At 64.0% G+C, this 19,023-nt stretch carries 17 protein-coding genes; 7 read left to right on the plus strand and 10 right to left on the minus strand.

The window, feature by feature from the left end; genetic code table 11:
• Window positions 1-377 precede the first annotated feature (377 nt).
• From plsB to LGQ10_RS13330, 3 genes are read left to right on the plus strand one after another with little or no spacing between them, the layout of a single operon-like run.
• Window positions 378-2,882, plus strand: coding sequence for a glycerol-3-phosphate 1-O-acyltransferase PlsB (gene plsB / locus LGQ10_RS13320; protein WP_226525813.1), 2,505 nt, complete (start codon window positions 378-380; stop codon window positions 2,880-2,882).
• Between the two features lie 51 nt (window positions 2,883-2,933).
• Entirely contained in the window at window positions 2,934-3,332 is a 399-nt protein-coding gene (locus LGQ10_RS13325; RefSeq protein ID WP_058435292.1) for a YbaY family lipoprotein, read from the plus strand.
• Between the two features lie 24 nt (window positions 3,333-3,356).
• The gene (locus tag LGQ10_RS13330) at window positions 3,357-4,046 is read left to right on the plus strand and encodes a DUF4197 domain-containing protein (protein ID WP_058435293.1); all 690 of its coding nucleotides are present in this window, start codon (window positions 3,357-3,359) and stop codon (window positions 4,044-4,046) included.
• Window positions 4,047-4,102: 56 nt separating this feature from the next.
• On the opposite strand, the gene LGQ10_RS13335 is transcribed toward LGQ10_RS13330, so the two are convergent.
• The gene (locus LGQ10_RS13335) at window positions 4,103-7,159 is read right to left on the minus strand and encodes an efflux RND transporter permease subunit (RefSeq protein ID WP_226525814.1); all 3,057 of its coding nucleotides are present in this window, start codon (window positions 7,157-7,159) and stop codon (window positions 4,103-4,105) included.
• A 6-nt stretch (window positions 7,160-7,165) separates the two neighbouring features.
• Window positions 7,166-8,254 (minus strand): efflux RND transporter periplasmic adaptor subunit, encoded by a 1,089-nt coding sequence (locus tag LGQ10_RS13340; RefSeq protein WP_058435294.1) that lies wholly within the window; start codon window positions 8,252-8,254, stop codon window positions 7,166-7,168.
• 94 nt (window positions 8,255-8,348) lie between these two features.
• On the opposite strand from LGQ10_RS13340, the gene LGQ10_RS13345 reads away from it, so the two are divergent.
• Complete coding sequence (locus LGQ10_RS13345; RefSeq protein WP_226525815.1) at window positions 8,349-8,993, plus strand: TetR/AcrR family transcriptional regulator; 645 nt, start codon at window positions 8,349-8,351, stop codon at window positions 8,991-8,993.
• Between the two features lie 22 nt (window positions 8,994-9,015).
• Here LGQ10_RS13345 and LGQ10_RS13350 read toward each other — a convergent pair whose 3' ends face one another.
• Window positions 9,016-9,798, minus strand: a complete 783-nt coding sequence (locus tag LGQ10_RS13350; protein WP_058436554.1) for a class I SAM-dependent methyltransferase — start codon at window positions 9,796-9,798, stop codon at window positions 9,016-9,018.
• Between the two features lie 94 nt (window positions 9,799-9,892).
• On the opposite strand from LGQ10_RS13350, the gene LGQ10_RS13355 reads away from it, so the two are divergent.
• Window positions 9,893-10,510 carry an energy transducer TonB gene (locus LGQ10_RS13355; RefSeq protein ID WP_226525816.1) on the plus strand — a complete coding sequence of 206 codons (618 nt, stop codon included), beginning with the start codon at window positions 9,893-9,895 and terminating at the stop codon, window positions 10,508-10,510.
• Window positions 10,511-10,519: 9 nt separating this feature from the next.
• On the opposite strand, the gene LGQ10_RS13360 is transcribed toward LGQ10_RS13355, so the two are convergent.
• The 7 genes from LGQ10_RS13360 to ppc form a co-directional block, all read right to left on the minus strand.
• Window positions 10,520-11,164, minus strand: a complete 645-nt coding sequence (locus LGQ10_RS13360) for an extensin family protein (protein WP_413247622.1) — start codon at window positions 11,162-11,164, stop codon at window positions 10,520-10,522.
• A 66-nt stretch (window positions 11,165-11,230) separates the two neighbouring features.
• Window positions 11,231-12,061 (minus strand): isocitrate lyase/PEP mutase family protein, encoded by an 831-nt coding sequence (locus LGQ10_RS13365; RefSeq protein ID WP_226525818.1) that lies wholly within the window; start codon window positions 12,059-12,061, stop codon window positions 11,231-11,233.
• Between the two features lie 32 nt (window positions 12,062-12,093).
• Window positions 12,094-12,954: a DUF72 domain-containing protein gene (locus LGQ10_RS13370; RefSeq protein ID WP_226526137.1), complete on the minus strand. Its 861-nt coding sequence runs from the start codon at window positions 12,952-12,954 to the stop codon at window positions 12,094-12,096.
• Window positions 12,951-13,253, minus strand: a complete 303-nt coding sequence (locus LGQ10_RS13375; protein WP_058436550.1) for a hypothetical protein — start codon at window positions 13,251-13,253, stop codon at window positions 12,951-12,953. The genes LGQ10_RS13370 and LGQ10_RS13375 overlap by 4 nt, the downstream gene beginning before the upstream one ends.
• 189 nt (window positions 13,254-13,442) lie before the next feature.
• Window positions 13,443-14,117 carry a tRNA (adenosine(37)-N6)-threonylcarbamoyltransferase complex dimerization subunit type 1 TsaB gene (gene tsaB, locus LGQ10_RS13380; protein ID WP_226525819.1) on the minus strand — a complete coding sequence of 225 codons (675 nt, stop codon included), beginning with the start codon at window positions 14,115-14,117 and terminating at the stop codon, window positions 13,443-13,445.
• An 89-nt stretch (window positions 14,118-14,206) separates the two neighbouring features.
• On the minus strand, window positions 14,207-14,854 hold the full coding sequence (gene adk / locus LGQ10_RS13385; RefSeq protein WP_058436778.1) for an adenylate kinase: 648 nt from the start codon (window positions 14,852-14,854) through the stop codon (window positions 14,207-14,209).
• A gap of 289 nt (window positions 14,855-15,143) precedes the next feature.
• Window positions 15,144-17,774 (minus strand): phosphoenolpyruvate carboxylase, encoded by a 2,631-nt coding sequence (gene ppc / locus LGQ10_RS13390; RefSeq protein ID WP_226525820.1) that lies wholly within the window; start codon window positions 17,772-17,774, stop codon window positions 15,144-15,146.
• Window positions 17,775-17,979: 205 nt separating this feature from the next.
• Here ppc and LGQ10_RS13395 point away from each other — a divergent pair, with 205 nt between their 5' ends.
• Both LGQ10_RS13395 and LGQ10_RS13400 read left to right on the plus strand, forming a co-directional pair.
• Complete coding sequence (locus LGQ10_RS13395; RefSeq protein WP_226525821.1) at window positions 17,980-18,324, plus strand: pilin assembly protein; 345 nt, start codon at window positions 17,980-17,982, stop codon at window positions 18,322-18,324.
• A gap of 276 nt (window positions 18,325-18,600) precedes the next feature.
• A complete protein-coding gene (locus LGQ10_RS13400) occupies window positions 18,601-19,014 on the plus strand; it encodes a DUF4398 domain-containing protein (protein WP_058433424.1) in 414 nt (137 codons plus the stop codon).
• Window positions 19,015-19,023 lie beyond the last annotated feature (9 nt).

Raw genomic sequence — 19,023 nt, forward strand, 5'->3', positions numbered from 1 at the left:
CTCAATTTTTTATTATTGGATTGGCGCTCTGCCAACAAACCTGGAGAACTTTCCCTGGACCTGCTTCTCTATGAATGCAAGTGATGCGACCACGGGAGAGTTGGCCGAGTATATGACAGGTGGAAAAACTCTCAACTCAATCTTGTTTGCCGGCGTTTTTGCCGATTTTCGACGAATCCGGCACACTAGGGCCCGTTTCTGCCGGGTGCAGAGAGGCGTCACCGAGCGACGCCGCTCGATGTTTGCCCGGAGCGACAAAACCGCATTCCCGTGCCATTTCCCGCCACAAGTGAACCGCCTTCGCGACCGGTCACCCCACGGAAACGGCTACTCTCCAGGTGCTTGCCTGGGTTCTTATTCACTCACGTAGAAACCGTATGACCCGCTCCCCGTTCCGCCGTCTCGTGTTTGGCACCTTGCGCCGCCTGCTGTATCTCTGGGTGCGCTCGGAAACCATCAACCAGTCATCCTTTACCCTTGATCTGGACCGCAGCCGGCCGGTGTTCTACGTCCTGCAGAATCCATCCCTGAGCGACCTGGCGGTGGTGGACACCGAATGCACCAAGGCCGGCCTCCCACGCCCGGTGCTGCCGGTGTCGGTGGGCAACCTGCTGGAGCCCGCCGCCTTCTTCTACCTGACCCCGGAGCCCGACTGGCTCGGCCGCCAGGACAAGCGTGGCGCGCCACCGACCCTGACCCGGCTGGTCAGCGCCCTGACCCAGAATGCCGCCGAAGATGCGCAGATCATTCCGGTCAGCGTGTTCTGGGGCCAGTCCCCAGACAGCGAATCCAGCCCCTGGAAACTGCTGTTCGCCGACAGCTGGGCCGTGACCGGGCGCCTGCGTCGCTTGCTGAGCATCATGATCCTGGGCCGCAAGACCCGGGTGCAGTTCTCGGCACCGATCCACCTGCGCGAGCTGATCGAGCACAACAAGGGCCATGAGCGTACGGTACGCATGGCCCAGCGCATCCTGCGGGTGCACTTTCGCAACCTCAAGGCCGCGGTCATCGGCCCGGACATTTCCCACCGGCGCAACCTGGTCAAGGGCCTGCTCAACGAGCCGCTGGTGAAACAGGCGATCCTCGAGGAGGCCGAGCGCGAGAAAATCTCCCCGGAAAAAGCCAAGGCCCAGGCCCTGCGCTACGGCAACGAGATCGCCTCGGACTACACCTACACCGCGATCCGCTTCCTGGAAGTGGTACTGAGCTGGTTCTGGAACAAGATCTACGACGGGATCAAGGTCAACCACCTGGAGGGCGTGCAGAAGATCGCCCAGGGCCACGAAGTGATCTACGTGCCCTGCCACCGCAGCCATATCGACTATCTGCTGCTGTCCTACCTGTTGTTCCGCAACGGCCTGACCCCGCCGCACATCGCGGCCGGGATCAACCTCAACATGCCGGTGATCGGCAGCTTGCTGCGGCGCGGCGGGGCCTTCTTCATGCGCCGTACCTTCAAGGGCAACCCGCTGTACACCTCGGTCTTCAACGAGTACCTGCATACCCTGTTCACCAAGGGTTTCCCGGTGGAGTACTTCGTCGAGGGCGGCCGCTCGCGGACCGGGCGCATGCTGCAGCCCAAGACCGGGATGCTGGCCATTACCCTGCGCAGCTTCCTGCGCTCCTCGCGCATGCCCATCGTCTTCGTGCCGGTGTACATCGGCTATGAGCGCGTGCTGGAAGGTCGTACCTACCTGGGCGAACTGCGCGGTGCCAGCAAGAAGAAGGAGTCGATCTTCGACATCTTCAAGGTTGTCGGCGCCCTCAAGCAGCGTTTCGGCCAGGTGGCGGTGAACTTCGGCGAACCGATCAAGCTGGCGGAGTTCCTCGACCAGGAGCAACCGGATTGGCGTACCCAGGAGCTGGGCCCGCAGTACCGGCCGGCCTGGCTCAATGAAACCACCAATCGCCTGGGCGAGCGTGTGGCCCAGCACCTCAATGAAGCCGCGGCGATCAACCCGGTGAACCTGGTGGCCCTGGCCCTGCTCTCCACCACTCGCCTGGCCCTGGACGATCGGGCCATGGCCCGGGTCCTGGACCTGTACCTGGCGCTGCTGCGCAGCGTGCCCTATTCGCCTCATACCACCTTGCCCGAAGGCAACGGCCAGGCGCTGATCCAGCACGTGAAGGACATGCAACTGCTGGCCGAGCAGAGCGATGCCCTGGGCAAGATCCTCTACCTGGACGAGCAGAACGCCGTCCTGATGACCTACTACCGCAACAACGTGCTGCATATCTTCGCCCTGCCAGCGCTGCTGGCGAGCTTCTTCCAGAGCTCCTCGCGCATGAGCCGCGAGCAGATCCTGCGCTACACCCGGGCCCTGTACCCCTACCTGCAGGCCGAGCTGTTCATCCGCTGGTCTCTGGAAGAGCTGGATGCGGTGGTGGACCAGTGGCTGCAAGCCTTCATCGAACAGGGACTGCTGCGCTTCGAGAAAGAGATGTACCAGCGTCCGGCACCGAGCTCGCGGCACTTCGTGCTGCTGACCCTGCTGTCCAGGAGCATCGCCCAGACTCTGCAGCGCTTCTACATGGCCATTTCACTGTTGCTCAACAGCGGCCAGAACAGCATCAGCGCCGAAGAGCTGGAAGACCTGTGCACCGTCATGGCCCAGCGCCTGTCGATCCTGCACGGCCTCAATGCCCCGGAGTTCTTCGACAAGAGCCTGTTCCGCCACTTTATCCAGACCCTGCTGGACCAAGGCGTGCTGCGTCGCGACGATGCCGGCAAGCTGAGCTACCACGAACTGCTCGGGGAGCTGGCCGAAGGCGCCGCCAAGCGCGTGCTGCCGGCGGAAATCCGCCTGTCGATCCGCCAGGTCGCCCTGCACCGCAGCGAAGACGCCGCCGACCAGGTCGCGGCTGCGGTACAAAGCGAGTAGATTCTTACGGGCGCCGCGGACTGCGCAGCGCCTTCGATACGGAGATCCGTCATGAAAAAACTCATCCTGCTGGCCGCCGCCGCGTTGCTCGGGGCTTGCCAATCCACCTCGCCTGCAGCCAAGGCCAGCCTCGACGGTGAAGTCTTCTATCTGCAACGCAGCGCCCTGCCCCCGACCGCCACCCTGAGCGTGAGCCTGCAAGACGTGTCCCTGGCCGACGCACCGGCAGTGGTCCTGGCCGAGCAACGCGGCCCGGTCAAGGGGCAGGTGCCATTGCCCTTCCGCCTCGACTACGACCCGGCACAGGTCAAGCCCGGCCACACCTATTCGCTCAGCGCGCGCATCGAGGTCGATGGCCAGCTGATCTTCATCACCACCGAACACACCGGGGTCAAACTCGACGGCAGCGACCCGCAGCCGTTCAAGCTCCGGGTCGACGCTGTTCGTTAATCCTCACTGCACAAGGAAGCCGCCATGCTCCGTACCTCGCTCCGTTTCACCAGCCTGTGCGCTGGCCTGATGATCTCTGCCAGCGCCCTGGCCCTGTCCCTGAGCGACCTGTCCCAGGGGGACGCCAACGGCGGCCTCAAGGATGCCCTGACCCAGGGCGCACAGATCGCCGTCAAGCAACTGGGGACTCCCGGCGGCTTCAGCAACAACCCCGATGTACGCATCGAACTGCCCGGCAACCTGGGCAAGGTCGCCAAGAAGATGAAGCAGTTCGGCATGGGCGACCAGGTCGATCAGCTGGAAACCAGCATGAACAAGGCCGCCGAGGCTGCGGTGCCGCAGGCCCAGGCGCTGCTGGTGGATGCCGTGAAGAAGATGAGCGTGGCCGACGCCAAGGGCATCCTGGCCGGTGGCAAGGATTCGGCCACCCAGTACCTGGACAAGAGCAGCCGCGAGCAGATCCGCGCCAAGTTCCTGCCGATCGTCAAGCAGGCCACCGACCAGGTCGGCCTGGCCAAGCAGTACAACTCGTTCGCCGGACAGGCCGCGACCCTCGGCGTACTGGATGCCAAGAGCGCCAACATCGAAGGTTACGTGACCGAGCAGGCACTCAACGGCCTGTTCGAGATGATCGGCAAGCAGGAAGAAACGATTCGCCAGAACCCTGCTGCCGCGGCCACTAGCCTGGCCAAGAAAGTCTTCGGTAGCCTGTAAGTCCTGCCACCACCCACAGGAGCCGGTCGCCCGGCTCCTGTGGGTGGTGAATCGCCTCAGTCCTTCTTGACCTTGAACCATGCCGCATACAACGCCGGCAGGAACAGCAGGGTCAACGCCGTGGCGACAATCAATCCCCCCATGATCGCCACCGCCATCGGCCCGAAGAACACGCTGCGCGACAGCGGGATCATCGCCAGTACCGCCGCCAGCGCGGTCAGCACGATGGGCCGGAAACGTCGTACCGTGGCCTCGATGATCGCATCCCACGGCGTCTGCCCGGCCCTGATGTCCTGTTCGATCTGGTCCACCAGGATCACCGAGTTGCGCATGATCATCCCCGACAGGGCGATGGTGCCCAGCATCGCCACGAACCCGAACGGCTGGCGGAACACCAGGAGGAACAGGGTCACGCCGATCAACCCCAGGGGCGCCGTCAGGAACACCATGGCGGTACGCGAGAAACTGCGCAGCTGGACCATCAGCAAGGTCAGCACCACCACGATGAACAGCGGCACGCCGGCCTTCACCGAGTTCTGGCCACGGGCGGAGTCTTCGACAGTACCGCCGACTTCCAGCAGATAACCGTCCGGCAGTTCGGCGCGGACCGGCTCAAGGGTCGGCAGGATCTGCTGGACCAGGGTCGCCGGCTGTTCCTTGCCGTAGATGTCGCCCCGCACCGTCACCGTAGGCAGGCGGTTGCGATGCCAGATCACCCCTTCCTCAAAGCCGTATTCCAGTGTCGCCACTTGGGACAGCGACACGCTCTGGCCGTTGTCGGTCGGCACAGCCAGGCTCGGCAACAGCGACAGCTCGGTACGTTCCTCGCGGGTGCCGCGCAGCAGGATCTCGATCAGCTCGTTGTCCTCCCGATACTGGCTGACGGTGGAACCGATCAGCGAGCTCTGTAGAAACTTCGACAGGTTGGCGGTGCTCACGCCCAGGGCCCGGGCACGGTCCTGGTCGATGTTCAGGTAGACCGCCTTGCTCGGCTCTTCCCAATCCAGGTGCACGTTGGCCACATGGGGGTTGTCACGCACCTTGGCCGCCACCTTGCGTGCCAGGGCACGCACCTCCTCGATGTGCTCGCCAGTGACCCTGAACTGCACCGGATAACCGACCGGCGGACCGTTCTCCAGCCGCGTGACGCGCGAGCGCAGGGCCGGGAACTGCTGGTTGAGGGTATCGAGCAACCAGTTGCGCAGGCTCTCGCGATCCTCGATGGTCTTGGCCAGGACCACGAACTGGGCAAAGCTGGTGGCCGGCAACTGCTGGTCCAGCGGCAAGTAGAAACGCGGCGAGCCAGTGCCCACGTAAGCCACATAGTTGTCGATGCCCGGGTGCTCCTTGAGCATCGCTTCGAGGCGCTTGACCTCATCGGCGGTATTGCTCAGGGAAGCGCCTTCGGCCAGCTTCAGGTCAACCATCAGTTCCAGGCGCCCGGAGGCCGGGAAAAACTGCTGGGGAACAAAACGGAACAGCAGCACCGAGCCGACGAACGCCAGGATGGTCAGGACGATCACGGTCTTGCGTCGCTCCACGCACCAGCCCACCACCCGGCGTACCCGCTGGTAGAACGGCGTGCCGTGGGGGTTGGATTCGGCGCCATGCTTGGCGGCATGGATCTTCGCCAGGTCCGGCAGCAGCTTCTCGCCCAGGTAGGGTACGAACACCACGGCGGCGATCCACGAGGCCACCAGGGCGATGGTCACCACCTGGAAGATCGAACGGGTGTATTCGCCGGTGCCCGACTGGGCCGTGGCGATGGGCAGGAATCCTGCGGCCGTGATCAGGGTGCCGGTAAGCATGGGGAAGGCGGTGCTGGTCCAGGCGAAGCTGGCGGCCTTGATCCGATCGAACCCCTGCTCCATCTTGATCGCCATCATTTCCACCGCGATGATCGCGTCATCCACCAGCAGGCCGAGGGCCAGGACCAGCGCCCCGAGGGAAATCTTGTGCAGGCCGATGCCCAGGTAGTACATGGTGGCGAAGGTCATCGCCAGCACCAGGGGAATCGCCAGGGCCACCACCATCCCGGTGCGCACGCCCAGGGAGAAGAAGCTCACCAGCAGGACGATGATCAGCGCCTCGGCCAGCACCCGCACGAACTCGCCGACTCCGGTCTTAACGGCGGCCGGCTGGTCTGACACCTTGCGCAACTCCATGCCCGCCGGCAGGGTTTTCTGCAGGCGCGCGAATTCGCCTTCCAGGGCCTTGCCCAGCACCAGGATGTCGCCCCCCGACTTCATCGCCACTGCCAGGCCGATGGCATCTTCACCCATGAAGCGCATGCGCGGCGCGGGCGGATCGTTGAAACCACGACGGACCTCGGCGACATCGCCGATGCGGAACGTGCGTCCGGCCACCCGGATCGGGAAGTTGCGAATCTGCTCCACGGTCTGGAAGTTGCCGGACACCCGCAATTGCACCCGCTCGCTGGGGGTCTCGAAGAACCCGGCAGTGGAGACCGCGTTCTGTTCTTCCAGCGCCTGCTGCACTGCTGCCAAGGGCAGCCCCAGGGTCGCCAGCTTGACGTTGGACAACTCGATCCAGATCTTCTCGTCCTGCAGGCCCAGCAGCTCGACCTTGCCCACATCCTTGACCCGTTGCAGCTGGATCTGGATACGGTCGGCGTAGTCCTTGAGCACCGCGTAGTCGAAGCCCTGCCCGGTCAGCGCGTAGATGTTGCCAAAGGTAGTGCCGAACTCATCGTTGAAGAACGGCCCCTGGACCCCTGGCGGCAGGGTGTAGCGGATGTCGCTGATCTTCTTGCGGACCTGGTACCAGAGCTCGGGGATTTCGTTGGAGTGCATCGAATCCCGGGCGATGAAGGTCACCTGGGATTCACCAGGCCGCGAGAAGGACACGATGCGATCGTACTCGCCCGTCTCCATCAGCTTCTTCTCGATACGCTCGGTGACCTGGCGCGATACCTCCTGGGCCGTGGCTCCCGGCCAGCTGGTACGGATCACCATGGCCTTGAAGGTGAAGGGCGGGTCTTCGCTCTGGCCCAACTTGGTGTAGGACAGCGCACCGACGATGGCCAGCAGCAACATCAGGAACAGGACGATCTGGCGATTGCGCAACGCCCAGGCGGAAAGGTTGAAACCCATCGGGGATTACTCCTTGGCGGCCAGGTTGACCACACGGTTGGAGCGATCCACCGGGCGCACTTGCAGGCCCTCGTGGAGCACATGCACACCCGCGGCCACCACCCAGTCTCCCGGGCTCAGGCCCTCGAGCACCGGCACGGTCTTTTCAGTGAAGGGGCCGACACGGACAGGGGTCTTGTGCAGGGTGTTGTTGGCATCGACGCGCCAGACGTAGGTGGCGCCGCCTTCGGCAGACAAGGCGGACAATGGCACAGACAGCGACACTTGCTGGTCGTTCTGCACGAATACGCGAGCGCTCTGGCCCAGTTCCGCCGGCACCTTGCCGGAGTTGAAGGCGATGCGCGCGGCGAAGGTGCGCGAGCGGGGATCGGCAGCCGGGGACAACTCGCGGATGTGTCCTTCAAGACGCTGTCCCGGCTGGGTCCAGAGTTCCACCGATACCGGCTGGCCGACCTTGAAGCGACCGAAGTTCTGCTCGGGGAAACTGATCAGCACTTCGCGCTCGCCATCGGTGGCGAGGGTGAAGACCGTCTGCCCGGCCGCGACCACTTGCCCGACCTCCACTGCCCGCTTGGCCACCACGCCATCCTGGGGGGCACGCAGCACGGCGTAACCGGCCTGGTTACTGGCGACATCGAACTCGGCCTTGATCTGTTTCAGGCGCGCCTCACCGGAACGATAGAGGTTCTCGGCGTTGTCGTATTGGGAGTGGCTGACCATCTGCCGATCCAGCAGGGCCTTGTAGCGATCACGCTCGGCGCGGACCAGGTTGAGGTTGGCGCTGGCGGCAGTGACCTGGGCCCGGGTGGCCTCCAGTTGCAGGCGCACATCCTGCGGGTCGAGTTCGGCCAGGGGCTGGTTGGCCTTGACCCGCTCGCCCTCTTCTACCAGTCGTCGACTGACCTTGCCGCCGATGCGGAACGCCAGGTCCGGTTCATAGCGCGCCCGCACCTCGCCGGGATAGCTGTCCGAAGCCCTTGCCGAAGGCTCTGGCTGGACCACCATGGCCGGCCGAACGCCAGTTTGAACGGGCTCTTCGTGCCCACAAGCAGACAGAAAAAAAGCCAGGCTGACTGGCAGGGCATAGCGCAACATGGCGGCGACCTTTCGCTAATGGTGCTTGGAATAATTATACTGGCCAGTATGTTATTAATAGCAAACTCACCAGTCCAGTATTAAAAGCGAAAAAATGTCCGACAATAACGCCGCAAACGTTGGGCCAGGCAGGCCCAAGGATCTGGCAAAACGCCAAGCCATTCTCGACGCAGCGAAAAGCCTGTTCCTGAGCAATGGCTACGCCAGTACCAGCATGGATGCGGTCGCCGCCGAAGCCGGGGTGTCGAAACTCACGGTGTACAGCCATTTCAATGACAAGGAGACGCTGTTCTCCGCCGCCGTGGTAGCCAAGTGCGAAGAACAGCTGCCCACGCTGATCTATGAACTGACGCCCGGCACCTCGGTGGAAAGCCTGCTGCTGGCCATCGGCCGGGGCTTTCACCAATTGGTCAACAGCGACGAATCGGTCAACCTGCATCGCCTGATCATGGCCCTGGGCAGCCAGGACCCCAAGCTCTCGCAGGTGTTCTTCGAAGCCGGTCCCGAACGCGTCCTGCAAGGCATGGAACGCTTGCTGGGCAAGATCGACCAGATGGGCACCCTGCGCATCGACAAGCCGCGCAATGCCGCCGAGCACTTCTTCTGCATGCTCAAGGGCGGGGCCAACTTCCGCCTGCTCTACGGCTGCGGCAAACCCCTGGCGGGCGCCGCGGCCGAAGCACACGTGAAGGAAGTGGTGGGATTGTTCATGCGCGCCTACCGCCCGGAACCGGACTGACAGCGCGCCTGCCGTCCAGGGCTCAGGCCTTGAGGGCCTTCTTGGGGTAGATGTCGTAGCGGCTGGACTTGCCTTCCAGGCCATGACTCGGCTTGGGCCCTTCGATGCACGGCGCCTTGCGCGGACGCTTGACCACCACCCGGTGGCTGGCCAGGGCCAGGGCAGCCTCGAGCAATGCCGGCGCATCGTTGTCGTCGCCCACCAGGGGGCGGAACAGGCGCATTTCCTTTTTCACCAGGGCGCTTTTCTCACGGTGGGGAAACATCGGATCAAGGTAGATCACCTGGGGCGGCTCACCCTGCCAGTTGCGCATCAACTCGATGGAGTTGCCCTTGAGCAACTCCATGCGGGCGATGATCGGTGCCACCTCGGCGTCCTGCGCCGCGCGGGCCAGGCCATCCTCCAGGAGTGCACCGATCAGGGGCTGGCGCTCGATCAGGCTCATCTGGCAACCCAGGGTCGCCAGCACGAAGCCGTCCTTGCCCAGGCCCGCCGTAGCATCCAGCACCCGTGGGCGCACCCCTTGGGCCACGCCCACGGCCTTGGCAATCATCTGGCCACTGCCGCCGCCGTACAAACGCCGATGGGCCGCGCCACCTTCGATGAAGTCCACCCGTACCGGCCCGGGCGCGTCGGGGCCCAGCTGTTGCAATTGCAGCCCTTGCTCACCCACCTGCAGGGCGAACTCGGCATCCTCGATCTGCAACGGCAAGTTCAGTCGCTCGGCCCATTGCTGGGCCCGGGGTGCGAACTCGGCGCCCAGGGCCTCGACTTTGATGCGGCAGGCCGCAGGTTGCTCACTCATCTTGAAAACACACTCAAAAAATTAATGATCGGCAAAAACTGCCGATAACAGAACTATCGGCCATTTTGCCAGAGCTCAGCGTCGACCGAGAGCAATGTCAGACATTCAACGCACATCGATAGGTTATATCTCGCCCCACGGCGACTATGGCCTGCGCAATTCCCAGGCACTCAGTGGCGTCAGTCACCTGTGGCAGGACTTCTTTGCCCAGGCTCTGGCCGAGCAACGAGGGGATGGCGCCAGCGTTGAAACCCTGCCCAAGGTGGCCGTCGACGGCCCCGTGGAACCTGCTGGCGGCAGCCAGATGCTGGCCCAGATCGTCAACCAGCGTGGTTGCGAGGTGCAGGACACCGAAGTCCGCCCCCCCGAGCCGCTGTTCCTGCCGATCGCCGAGTTCGAAATGGAATTGCTGGACAAGCCGGCTCCGCCCTTCCCGCCGGATGAAATCATCGCCCAGCAACGCCAGCAGAACTTCGAGAGCGGCTGGGTGCGCCCGATCGTGCTCAATGCCGGCCAGCCGCTGCCAGAGCCGGGCTCGGCCCCGGAACCGCGTCCGCTGCACCTGCCGATCGCCGAATTCGAGATGGACCTGTTGGACAAGCCAGCCGAGCCATTCCCACCGCAAGAGCTTATCGAACAGCAACGGCAGATGGACTTCGACATGGGCTGGGCTCGCCCACTGATCCTGCAGAACCTGCGCATCGCTGCCTGATCCGGCCCCTCAGCGACAGCGCCAGAGCGGCCCCAGGTCCAGGTGGAAATGGTTGCGATGGGCGTTGTTGAAATCCGGCCCGAGCACCACGTTGAAAGCATCGCAGGCACCGTCCCGAGCCAGGCGCAAAAACCGTCCCTCGGCACTGTCCTTCGGCCAATCCTTGAGCACATTGATGCTGCGCCCGTCACTCAGGCGGAAACCGGCAATATCCAGGGCGTTGGCGCTGGCATGCTCGCTGCGCCAGCCAATCTTGCGGTGATACATGTTGCGGCAGGCAAAACTGCCCAGGTGATCGACACGCGCCACCCGCTGGCCAAACACCTGCTGCGCCGCCGGCTGCAAGCCATGCCGCTCATACAGCGCAAAGGCCACCGCCAGCGGGCAGCTGGCGAGGAAGCTGCTGCTCAGGGCGATATCGCCGCCCTGCACCCGCAAGGTATTGCTCAAGGGACAGTCCACATCGGCGCGACTGTCGGGCTGGCGAACGGTGCGCAACCCCGAGGTCGCGAGGGCCTGGTCACACAGCTGCGGGTCATCCTGCAGTCGCGACAACTTGAAGCGGGTCAACAGGTTGGGCTTGGCCCTGACATCCAACGGCGCCCAGGGATTCCAGGCATCTGCCAGCGGCAGCCAGCCCAACCGCACCCCCATCAACAACAGAGCCCCCAGCAACACCAGAGCGCCCACAACGTTCCTTGCCCGCACGCCAATTCCCTTTTACGACTGCTTGAACAATTGATTGATCTGCCCGAAGGGCATCGCGCGCTCGGCGAAGTCGAAGCGACCCTGGTCACGGATCTCCTGCGCCGCCTGGTAGAACGCGCCATAGGCCGCACGGGCCAAGGCCGAACCGACGCTGATGCGCTTGACGCCCAGCTCTGCCAGTTGCGCCAGGTTCAGGTCCAGGCCACCGGACATCAGCACGTTCACCGGCTTGGGCGCCACCGCCCGTACCACTTGGCGGATCTCCTGCGCACTGCGCAGCGCCGGAGCATAGAGCACGTCGGCACCGGCTTCGGCAAAGGCCTGCAGGCGGCGAATGGTGTCTGCCAGGTCGTTGCAGCCGTGCAACTGGTTCTCCGCCCGGGCAGTCAGGGTAAAGGAGAATGGCAAGCTGCGGACCGCCGCGACGCAGGCCTCGATGCGCTCCACTGCCAGGTGGAATTCGTAGATGGGATCATCGCTGCGGCCCGTCGCGTCCTCGATCGAACCGCCCACTGCGCCATGGGCTGCTGCCTGCAACAGGGCCTGGGCACACTCCCCGGGACTGTCGGCAAAACCGTTCTCCAGGTCGACGGCCACCGGCAGCTCGCTGGCGCCGACGATGCCGCGCACATTGGCCAGGGTGTCCGCCAGGTTCAGGGCGCCCTCGGCATCCGGGCGTCCCAGGGAAAAGGCATAGCCGGCACTGGTGGTGGCCAGGGCTTCGAAGCCCAGGCCGGCCAGCATCCTGGCGGACCCGGCGTCCCAGGGGTTGGGAATGACGAAGGCCCCGGCACGCTCATGCAGGGCCTTGAAAGCATTGGCTCGAAGGGTTTGCGCGTCCATCTGCGGGTTCCTGGGGAGACTGTCGGAGCGCCTCAGAGCAGACCGAGCTGCTCCGCGGCGGGCTCTCTGTATAACTCAGGCAAAGCGGGCAGGCCAGGCAAACGTTGCATCAGGCGCGCATGAAAACGCCGCGCCAGTTCGGCAGCCATGCGGTTGTCGGACGTGTGCAGGAACACATAGGGAGTACGCCCCTCCTCGATCCATCCGGCGACCTTGTCGAGCCAGGGCACCAGGAACGGGTCATTGGCTTCAAGCTCTGGATGACCGATGAAACGCACTTGGGGAAACTGGGTGAAGGCGGCCGGACGGGGCGGCACCCTGGGCTTTTTCGACTGGGCATGCAGCACCGCCGGGGTCGTCGAGGTGCAGCTGAACAAGGCCCGTGGGTCGAGGCAGATGCGCTCGACGCCACGGTCGAGCAACAACCGATTGAGCCTGCGCTCGGCGTCTCCCCTGGCGAAGAACTCCGCATGCCGCACCTCCACCGCCAGCGGCCGCTGCAAGCCATCGATGAAGCCTGCCAGTTCGGCCAGGCGCTGCGGCGCGAAGGTGGCCGGCAGTTGCAACCACAGCGGCGATATCCGCTCGCCCAGCGGGCTGAGCAACTGGACGAAGCTTTCGGCACTCGTCAGTTGCTCGCGCAGATCGCCACCGTGGCTGATATCACCCGGGAACTTGGCAGTGAAGCGAAAATGCCCGGGCATGATCTGCGCCCAGCGTTCCACCGTGGCTGGCGCGGGCCGGGCATAGAAGGTGGTATTGCCTTCGACGGCATTGAATACCTGGGAGTACAGGCCGAGGAAGTCGTTGGGCCGCGCGTCTTCCGGGTACAGGTACTCGCGCCAGGCGTTTTCGCTCCAGGAAGGACAACCGAGAAAATAGGGCAGCATCAGATGTGCAGGTCGAGCCCTACCACTTCCATGTCCCAATCGACGAAACCGGCGGTGGTCAGGTAGCTGGCCAGGGCATTGGCCACGCTTCTTTTCATCGCACGCTGGAAGATCATGTCCTGGGGACGGGCGGGAAGATTGCTGGTGCGGGCGGCGGCGGACTGGGAACGGTCCTGGGGAGAAGGTTCGGGCTGGACATCGATGGCATCGGCATCATCCAGGGACTCGTCTACCTGCACCCGGCCTTTGCGAGGCTTGCGCTTGATGGGGTAGGAGTGCGATGAGATGCCGTCTATACGCATGCTGAAAAGCCCGGGGTTGATGATGGCAATTTAGCGGCACTGCTTCGACTTAGCAAATGCCCGAGTGATAACTAGAACACAGAAAAGCCAAAAGGTTTGAATCCGGACGAGATCCTCGGCAAAAAACGGACGATTGGCGATGGTGGCCAGCGGTTATCCCTGCCGCAGACCACTGGGTGCCGGCATTGCTCAACGGGCCTTGGGGGTGGCGACCTTGTCCCGCAGGTAGACCGGCTGGGCATCATCGGCAAGGATCGCCTCGCCACGCTCCCAGGCAAAGCGGGCCAGGGTCAGCAGGTCCTCGGCATGAGGCAGCATGCCCGCGTCCTGGCCCTTGAGAGCGACCGCGATGCGTTCGGCATAACCCCAGCCGGTACCGGCCCCGAACCAGTCGCCGCTGCTACCGTCGGGCAAGGCGGCAACTTCGGGAGGCAGGACCGCCTCATCGCCCACCAGGCGCATTTCGCCAGCCACTTCCTGGTAGCAGCCCCAATAGACTTCGTCCATCCGGGCATCGATGGCCGCCGCGACCTGGGTCGCGCCGTGTTCGCGCAATGCGCGCTGGGCCAGCACCGCCAGGTTGGAAACCGGCACGACGGGGCGCTCCAGGGCAAAAGCCAGGCCCTGCACCACGCCAATGGCGATCCGCACCCCGGTGAAGGCACCCGGACCACGACCGAAAGCAATGGCATCCACGGCCTGCAAAGTGGTGCCAGCATTGGCCAGCAGTTCCTTGATCATCGGCAACAGCTTCTGGGCATGCAGGCGTGGGATCACCTCGTAATGGCTCGTGATCTTGCCGTCATGCAGCAAGGCAACGGAGCAAGCTTCAGTCGCGGTGTCCAGGGCCAGCAAGGTGCTCATCGGGGGTTCCATAGGCATTGAAAAAGTGGCGCATTATAAACAGCAACGGCCCGCAAGCGGGCCGTTGAACGATCAAACGATCAGGTTATTCAGCTCAGGGCCTCGAGCACCTTGGCGGTGATCACTTCCACCGAACCCACGCCTGGGATGTGGCTGTATTGCGGCTTGCCCTGGGAGGCGGCCAGCTGCTGGTAGAACTCCACCAGCGGCTTGGTCTGGGAGTGGTAGACCGACAGGCGATGACGCACGGTTTCCTCGGTGTCGTCCTTGCGCTGCACCAGGTCTTCACCGGTGATATCGTCCTTGCCGGCAATCTTCGGCGGGTTGTAGACGGTGTGGTACACCCGGCCCGAAGCTTCATGCACACGGCGGCCGGCGATACGCTGGACGATCTCTTCGTCGTCGACGGCGATCTCCACCACGTGGTCCAGTTCGATACCGGCCTTCACCAGTGCTTCGGCCTGGGGAATGGTCCGTGGGAAACCATCGAACAGGAAACCCTGGGCGCAGTCGGACTGGCTGATGCGTTCCTTGACCAGATTGATGATCAGGTCATCGGAAACCAGGCCGCCGCTGTCCATCACGCTCTTGGCCTTCAGGCCCAGCTCGGTGCCAGCCTTGACCGCAGCACGCAGCATGTCGCCGGTGGAGATCTGGGGAATGCCGAACTTCTCGGTGATGAACTTTGCCTGAGTACCTTTACCGGCCCCGGGAGCTCCCAGCAGAATTACGCGCATCGATGTGCTCCTCAATTTTTTATTTAGAACCGCTCGGATTCGCCTCGTCGGGCCAATCTCAAAAATCGGGTTAAAGCCGCCCAAACGGCCAAAGGCTGATCAAGATACACAGCAGACACAGCGCACACAAGCAGTCGAAAGTCGGAGGAACCCGGCCCTTTTGTGCCCTGTTGACGAGGTAGAACAAGTCGCAACCCCATAACAAAGTGTCGCCAGGCGGAGCCGGACGACACCCCGGGTTTGTCCCGCCCGTGGCGGTGCCAATGCCGTCCGGCAACCACGCTCGACCTCAGCCGGTGTTGCGCAGACCAGCGGCGATACCCGCCACGGAGACCAGCAGCGCCTGTTCCACGGGACTTCCTTGCGGCGCCTCCTGTTTGCGCGAGCGCGCCAGCAGTTCGGCCTGCAACAGGTGCAGCGGGTCGAGGTAGGTGTTGCGCAAACGGATGAACTCCAGGGTCTCGGGACTGTGGGCCAGCAGTTGCGACTGCCCGGTCAGCCCCAGGACCACGGCGCAAGCCTGCGACAATAGGTCGCGTAAATGCGCACCCAACGGTAGCAGTTCCGCCTCCACCAGACGCTCGTCATAGGACCTGGCGATGTCCGCATCGGCCTTGGCCAGGACCATCTCCAACATGTCGATGCGGGTACGGAAGAACGGCCATTGCTCACGCATCTGCGCCAGCAGTTCCCCCTCGCCCCGGGCCAGCGCCTTGCTCAGCGCCGCTTCCCATCCCAGCCAGGCCGGCAGCATCAGACGGGTCTGGGTCCAGCCGAAGATCCACGGAATCGCCCGCAGGCTTTCGATCCCCCCGGCCCGGCGCTTGGCCGGTCGGCTGCCCAGGGGCAGCCGACCCAGCTCCTGCTCCGGCGTGGACTGGCGGAAATACTCGACGAACTGCGGATTGTCCCGCACCACCGCGCGATAGGCCTGGACGCCGTCACTGGCCAGTTCGTCCATCAGGTGACGCCAGGCCGGCTCGGGTGGTGGCGGCGGCAGCAAGGTGGCTTCCAGCACCGCCGCCAGGTAGAGATTGAGGTTCTGTTCAGCGATGTCCGGCAGGCCAAACTTGAAGCGGATCATCTCGCCCTGCTCGGTGGTGCGGAAACGCCCTGCCACCGAACCCGGCGGCTGCGACAGGATGGCCGCGTGGGCCGGGCCGCCGCCACGCCCAACGGTGCCGCCGCGACCGTGGAACAGCAGCAGCTCGACCTGCTGTTCACGACAGATCTCCACCAGTCGCTCCTGGGCCCGGTACTGGGCCCAGGCCGCGGCAGTGGTGCCAGCGTCCTTGGCCGAGTCGGAGTAACCGATCATCACTTCCTGCGGCCCCTGCAGACGCGAGCGATAACCTGGCAGGTGCAGCAGCTTCTCCATTGCCGGGCCGGCGTTGTCCAGGTCCGCCAGGGTTTCGAACAGCGGCACCACGCGCATCGGCCGCAACACCCCGGACTCCTTGAGCAACAGCTGCACGGCCAGTACATCGGAAGCGGCGCCAGCCATGGAGATCACATAGGACCCCAGGGACGCCGCCGGGGCCACGGCGATCTCGCGGCAAGTGGCGAGCACCTCGGCGGTATCGGCCGAAGGCTTGAAGTAGCCTGGCAGCAGCGGACGCCGGCTGCTCAGTTCGCGCATCAGGAAGGTGATGCGATCCTCTTCGCTCCAGTCCTCGTAGCGCCCCAGTCCCAGGTAGTCGGTGATCTCGGTCATGGCTGCGGTATGCCGGGCGGAATCCTGGCGCACGTCCAGCCGCACCAGGAACAGGCCGAAGGTCACCGCCCGACGCAGGCAATCGAGCAACGGGCCATCGGCGATCACCCCCATGCCGCACTCATGCAGCGACTGGTAGCACAGTTGCAGCGGTTCCAGCAGCTCGCGGTTGTGCTGCAGCACCTCGGGGCCGGCAGTCACTGTCGCGCCAAGCGCGGCATGGGCCCAGTTGCGGGTAGCCCGCAGGCGTTCGCGCAGTTGCTTGAGCAGCGCCCGATAAGGCTCGGCGCTGTCCCCCGCCTTGGCCAGCAACGCGGCGCTGGCCTGTTGCATGGACAGCTCCGCGGCCAGGTGGTCGACATCCCGCAGGTACAGGTCGGCCGCCATCCAGCGCGCCAGCAACAGCACTTCACGGGTGACCGCAGCCGTGACATTCGGGTTGCCATCACGGTCGCCGCCCATCCACGAAGCAAAACGGATCGGTGCGGCTTCCAGCGGCAGGTGCAGCCCGGTGGCCTCGAACAGGGCCTTGTCGGCCTTGCGCAGGTAGTTGGGGATGGCTTGCCACAGCGAATGCTCGATGACCGCGAATCCCCACTTGGCTTCGTCCACGGGGGTCGGCCGGGTACGGCGGATTTCCTCGGTGTGCCACGCCTCGGCAATCAGGCGCTGCAAGCGCTCGCGGATCTGGGCACGTTCGGCGCTGGTCAGGTCGCGATGGTCCTGGGCCGCCAATTGCCCGGCAATGGCGTCGTACTTCTGGATCAGGGTGCGGCGCGCCACTTCCGTGGGGTGCGCCGTCAGTACCAGCTCGATATCCAGGCGCCCCAACTGACGAGCCAGGGCATCGGCCGAGTGCCCTTCGGCCAGCAGGCGGCCGAGCAGTTGCGGCAGTACCCGGGCCTCGAACGGAGCCGGCTGCGACTCCTCGCGACGGTGGATCAGTTGATACTGCTCGGCGATGTTGGCCAGATTGAGGAACTGGTTGAAGGCCCGTGCCACCGGCAGCAGTTCTTCCTCGCCCAGGGGATCGAGGCTGGCGCTCAGCTCGGCACCTGTCGTACTGCGGCGATCGGCCTTGGCCGCCTTGCGAATCTGCTCGATCTTGTCGAGGAACCCCTCCCCATACTGATCCCGGATGGTATTGCCCAACAGTTCACCCAGGAGGTGGACGTCTTCGCGCAAGCGCGCATCAATATCGGTCATCGAGGTGTTCTCCAGCAGGCTAGAAGGCGGCACGGAAGGCTCAAGAGTGCCGCCTGCATGGACCCTTAGCAAGCACAGGCGGAACCGGGCACCCACCTTCGACAATAGGGCTAGTCTCAAGAATAGGCCGTACAAGGGCCACGCACCGGCACCGGCCGGTCACCCCACGCCAACCTGCCACGAACAGGTATCCATCGAGGTCAGCATGAAAATCCGTGAACTCGCGCAACACTGGGAAGAGAACGCCAAAGGTCGCCTGACCAGAACCGGCTACCGGATCCATCTGGACATGGAGGCTGCCGCACGCCTGGCCGCCCTTTCCGAGATGTACCCCAAGCGCCAGACCGAAGAACTTCTGGGCGAACTGATCGGCGCCGCCCTGGAAGAGCTCGAAGCGAGCTTCCCCTACATCCAGGGCCAGCACGTGGTGGCGGTCGATGAAGAAGGCGATCCGCTGTACGAAGATGTCGGTCCCACCCCTCGTTTCCTGGCCTTGTCACGCCAGCACCTGCACCTGATGTCGAGCCAGTCCGACAAGCCCAGGCACTGAACCGCTCGCCCGCTCCTGCTCATCATTCCCGGTTTCGCGAGAAGCCGGGAATACCCCTGCGCACGGCAAAAGTTCCCGGTTTCAGGGGCTTTGCGCGATGTCCGATTTTTTTTGGCCAATCGCCATCTTTCGCTGAACTATTCAAAAACGCCTCGGGTCACACCCATTAGCCATCACTGGAACGGCCGTTTCAAATTTTGCCATCAGCGCTTGTCGTCACTCAGCGTCACGGCGCCTGGACCGGGGTGGATTTTGATGTTTCCCAGGAGTTACCCAATGGAGTTGAAGACCATGAAGATCAGCACTGCCAAATCCTCGTTCACCTCTCTGCGCGGACTGAAACTGGCCGCGCTGGCCCTCGGTAGCAGCATGGTACTGGCCGGTTGTGCCGGGAACCCGCCCTCCGAGCAGTACGCGGTCACCCAATCTGCGGTCAATAGCGCAGTAACCGCGGGCGGCACCGAGTTCGCCGCAGTGGAAATGAAGGCGGCGCAGGACAAGTTCAAGCAAGCCGAAATCGCCATGCACGACAAGAACTACGACGAGGCTCGTCGCCTGGCTGAACAGGCCGAGTGGGATGCCCGGGTTGCCGAGCGCAAGGCACAGGCCGCCAAGGCCGAGCAGGCGCTGAAGGACTCCCAGAAAGGCGTTCAGGAACTGCGTCAGGAAGGTATGCGCAGCGTGCAGTAAGCCGCCGCC

Origin of the sequence: Pseudomonas sp. L5B5 (assembly GCF_020520285.1) — a bacterium.
Lineage (GTDB): Bacteria > Pseudomonadota > Gammaproteobacteria > Pseudomonadales > Pseudomonadaceae > Aquipseudomonas.

What these genes read in the sequence shown, in the direction of transcription:
- tsaB (WP_226525819.1), bottom strand. Translation starts at nt 14,117, where the DNA reads ATGAGCACCTTGCTGGCCCTGGACACCGCGACTGAAGCTTGCTCCGTT.
- LGQ10_RS13340 (WP_058435294.1), bottom strand. Translation starts at nt 8,254, where the DNA reads ATGTTGCGCTATGCCCTGCCAGTCAGCCTGGCTTTTTTTCTGTCTGCT.
- LGQ10_RS13360 (WP_413247622.1), bottom strand. Translation starts at nt 11,164, where the DNA reads ATGGGGGTGCGGTTGGGCTGGCTGCCGCTGGCAGATGCCTGGAATCCC.
- adk (WP_058436778.1), bottom strand. Translation starts at nt 14,854, where the DNA reads ATGCGCGTAATTCTGCTGGGAGCTCCCGGGGCCGGTAAAGGTACTCAG.
- LGQ10_RS13330 (WP_058435293.1), top strand. Translation starts at nt 3,357, where the DNA reads ATGCTCCGTACCTCGCTCCGTTTCACCAGCCTGTGCGCTGGCCTGATG.
- plsB (WP_226525813.1), top strand. Translation starts at nt 378, where the DNA reads ATGACCCGCTCCCCGTTCCGCCGTCTCGTGTTTGGCACCTTGCGCCGC.
- LGQ10_RS13365 (WP_226525818.1), bottom strand. Translation starts at nt 12,061, where the DNA reads ATGGACGCGCAAACCCTTCGAGCCAATGCTTTCAAGGCCCTGCATGAG.
- ppc (WP_226525820.1), bottom strand. Translation starts at nt 17,774, where the DNA reads ATGACCGATATTGATGCGCGCTTGCGCGAAGACGTCCACCTCCTGGGT.
- LGQ10_RS13375 (WP_058436550.1), bottom strand. Translation starts at nt 13,253, where the DNA reads ATGCGTATAGACGGCATCTCATCGCACTCCTACCCCATCAAGCGCAAG.
- LGQ10_RS13395 (WP_226525821.1), top strand. Translation starts at nt 17,980, where the DNA reads ATGAAAATCCGTGAACTCGCGCAACACTGGGAAGAGAACGCCAAAGGT.
- LGQ10_RS13355 (WP_226525816.1), top strand. Translation starts at nt 9,893, where the DNA reads ATGTCAGACATTCAACGCACATCGATAGGTTATATCTCGCCCCACGGC.
- LGQ10_RS13335 (WP_226525814.1), bottom strand. Translation starts at nt 7,159, where the DNA reads ATGGGTTTCAACCTTTCCGCCTGGGCGTTGCGCAATCGCCAGATCGTC.
- LGQ10_RS13350 (WP_058436554.1), bottom strand. Translation starts at nt 9,798, where the DNA reads ATGAGTGAGCAACCTGCGGCCTGCCGCATCAAAGTCGAGGCCCTGGGC.
- LGQ10_RS13325 (WP_058435292.1), top strand. Translation starts at nt 2,934, where the DNA reads ATGAAAAAACTCATCCTGCTGGCCGCCGCCGCGTTGCTCGGGGCTTGC.
- LGQ10_RS13345 (WP_226525815.1), top strand. Translation starts at nt 8,349, where the DNA reads ATGTCCGACAATAACGCCGCAAACGTTGGGCCAGGCAGGCCCAAGGAT.
- LGQ10_RS13400 (WP_058433424.1), top strand. Translation starts at nt 18,601, where the DNA reads ATGGAGTTGAAGACCATGAAGATCAGCACTGCCAAATCCTCGTTCACC.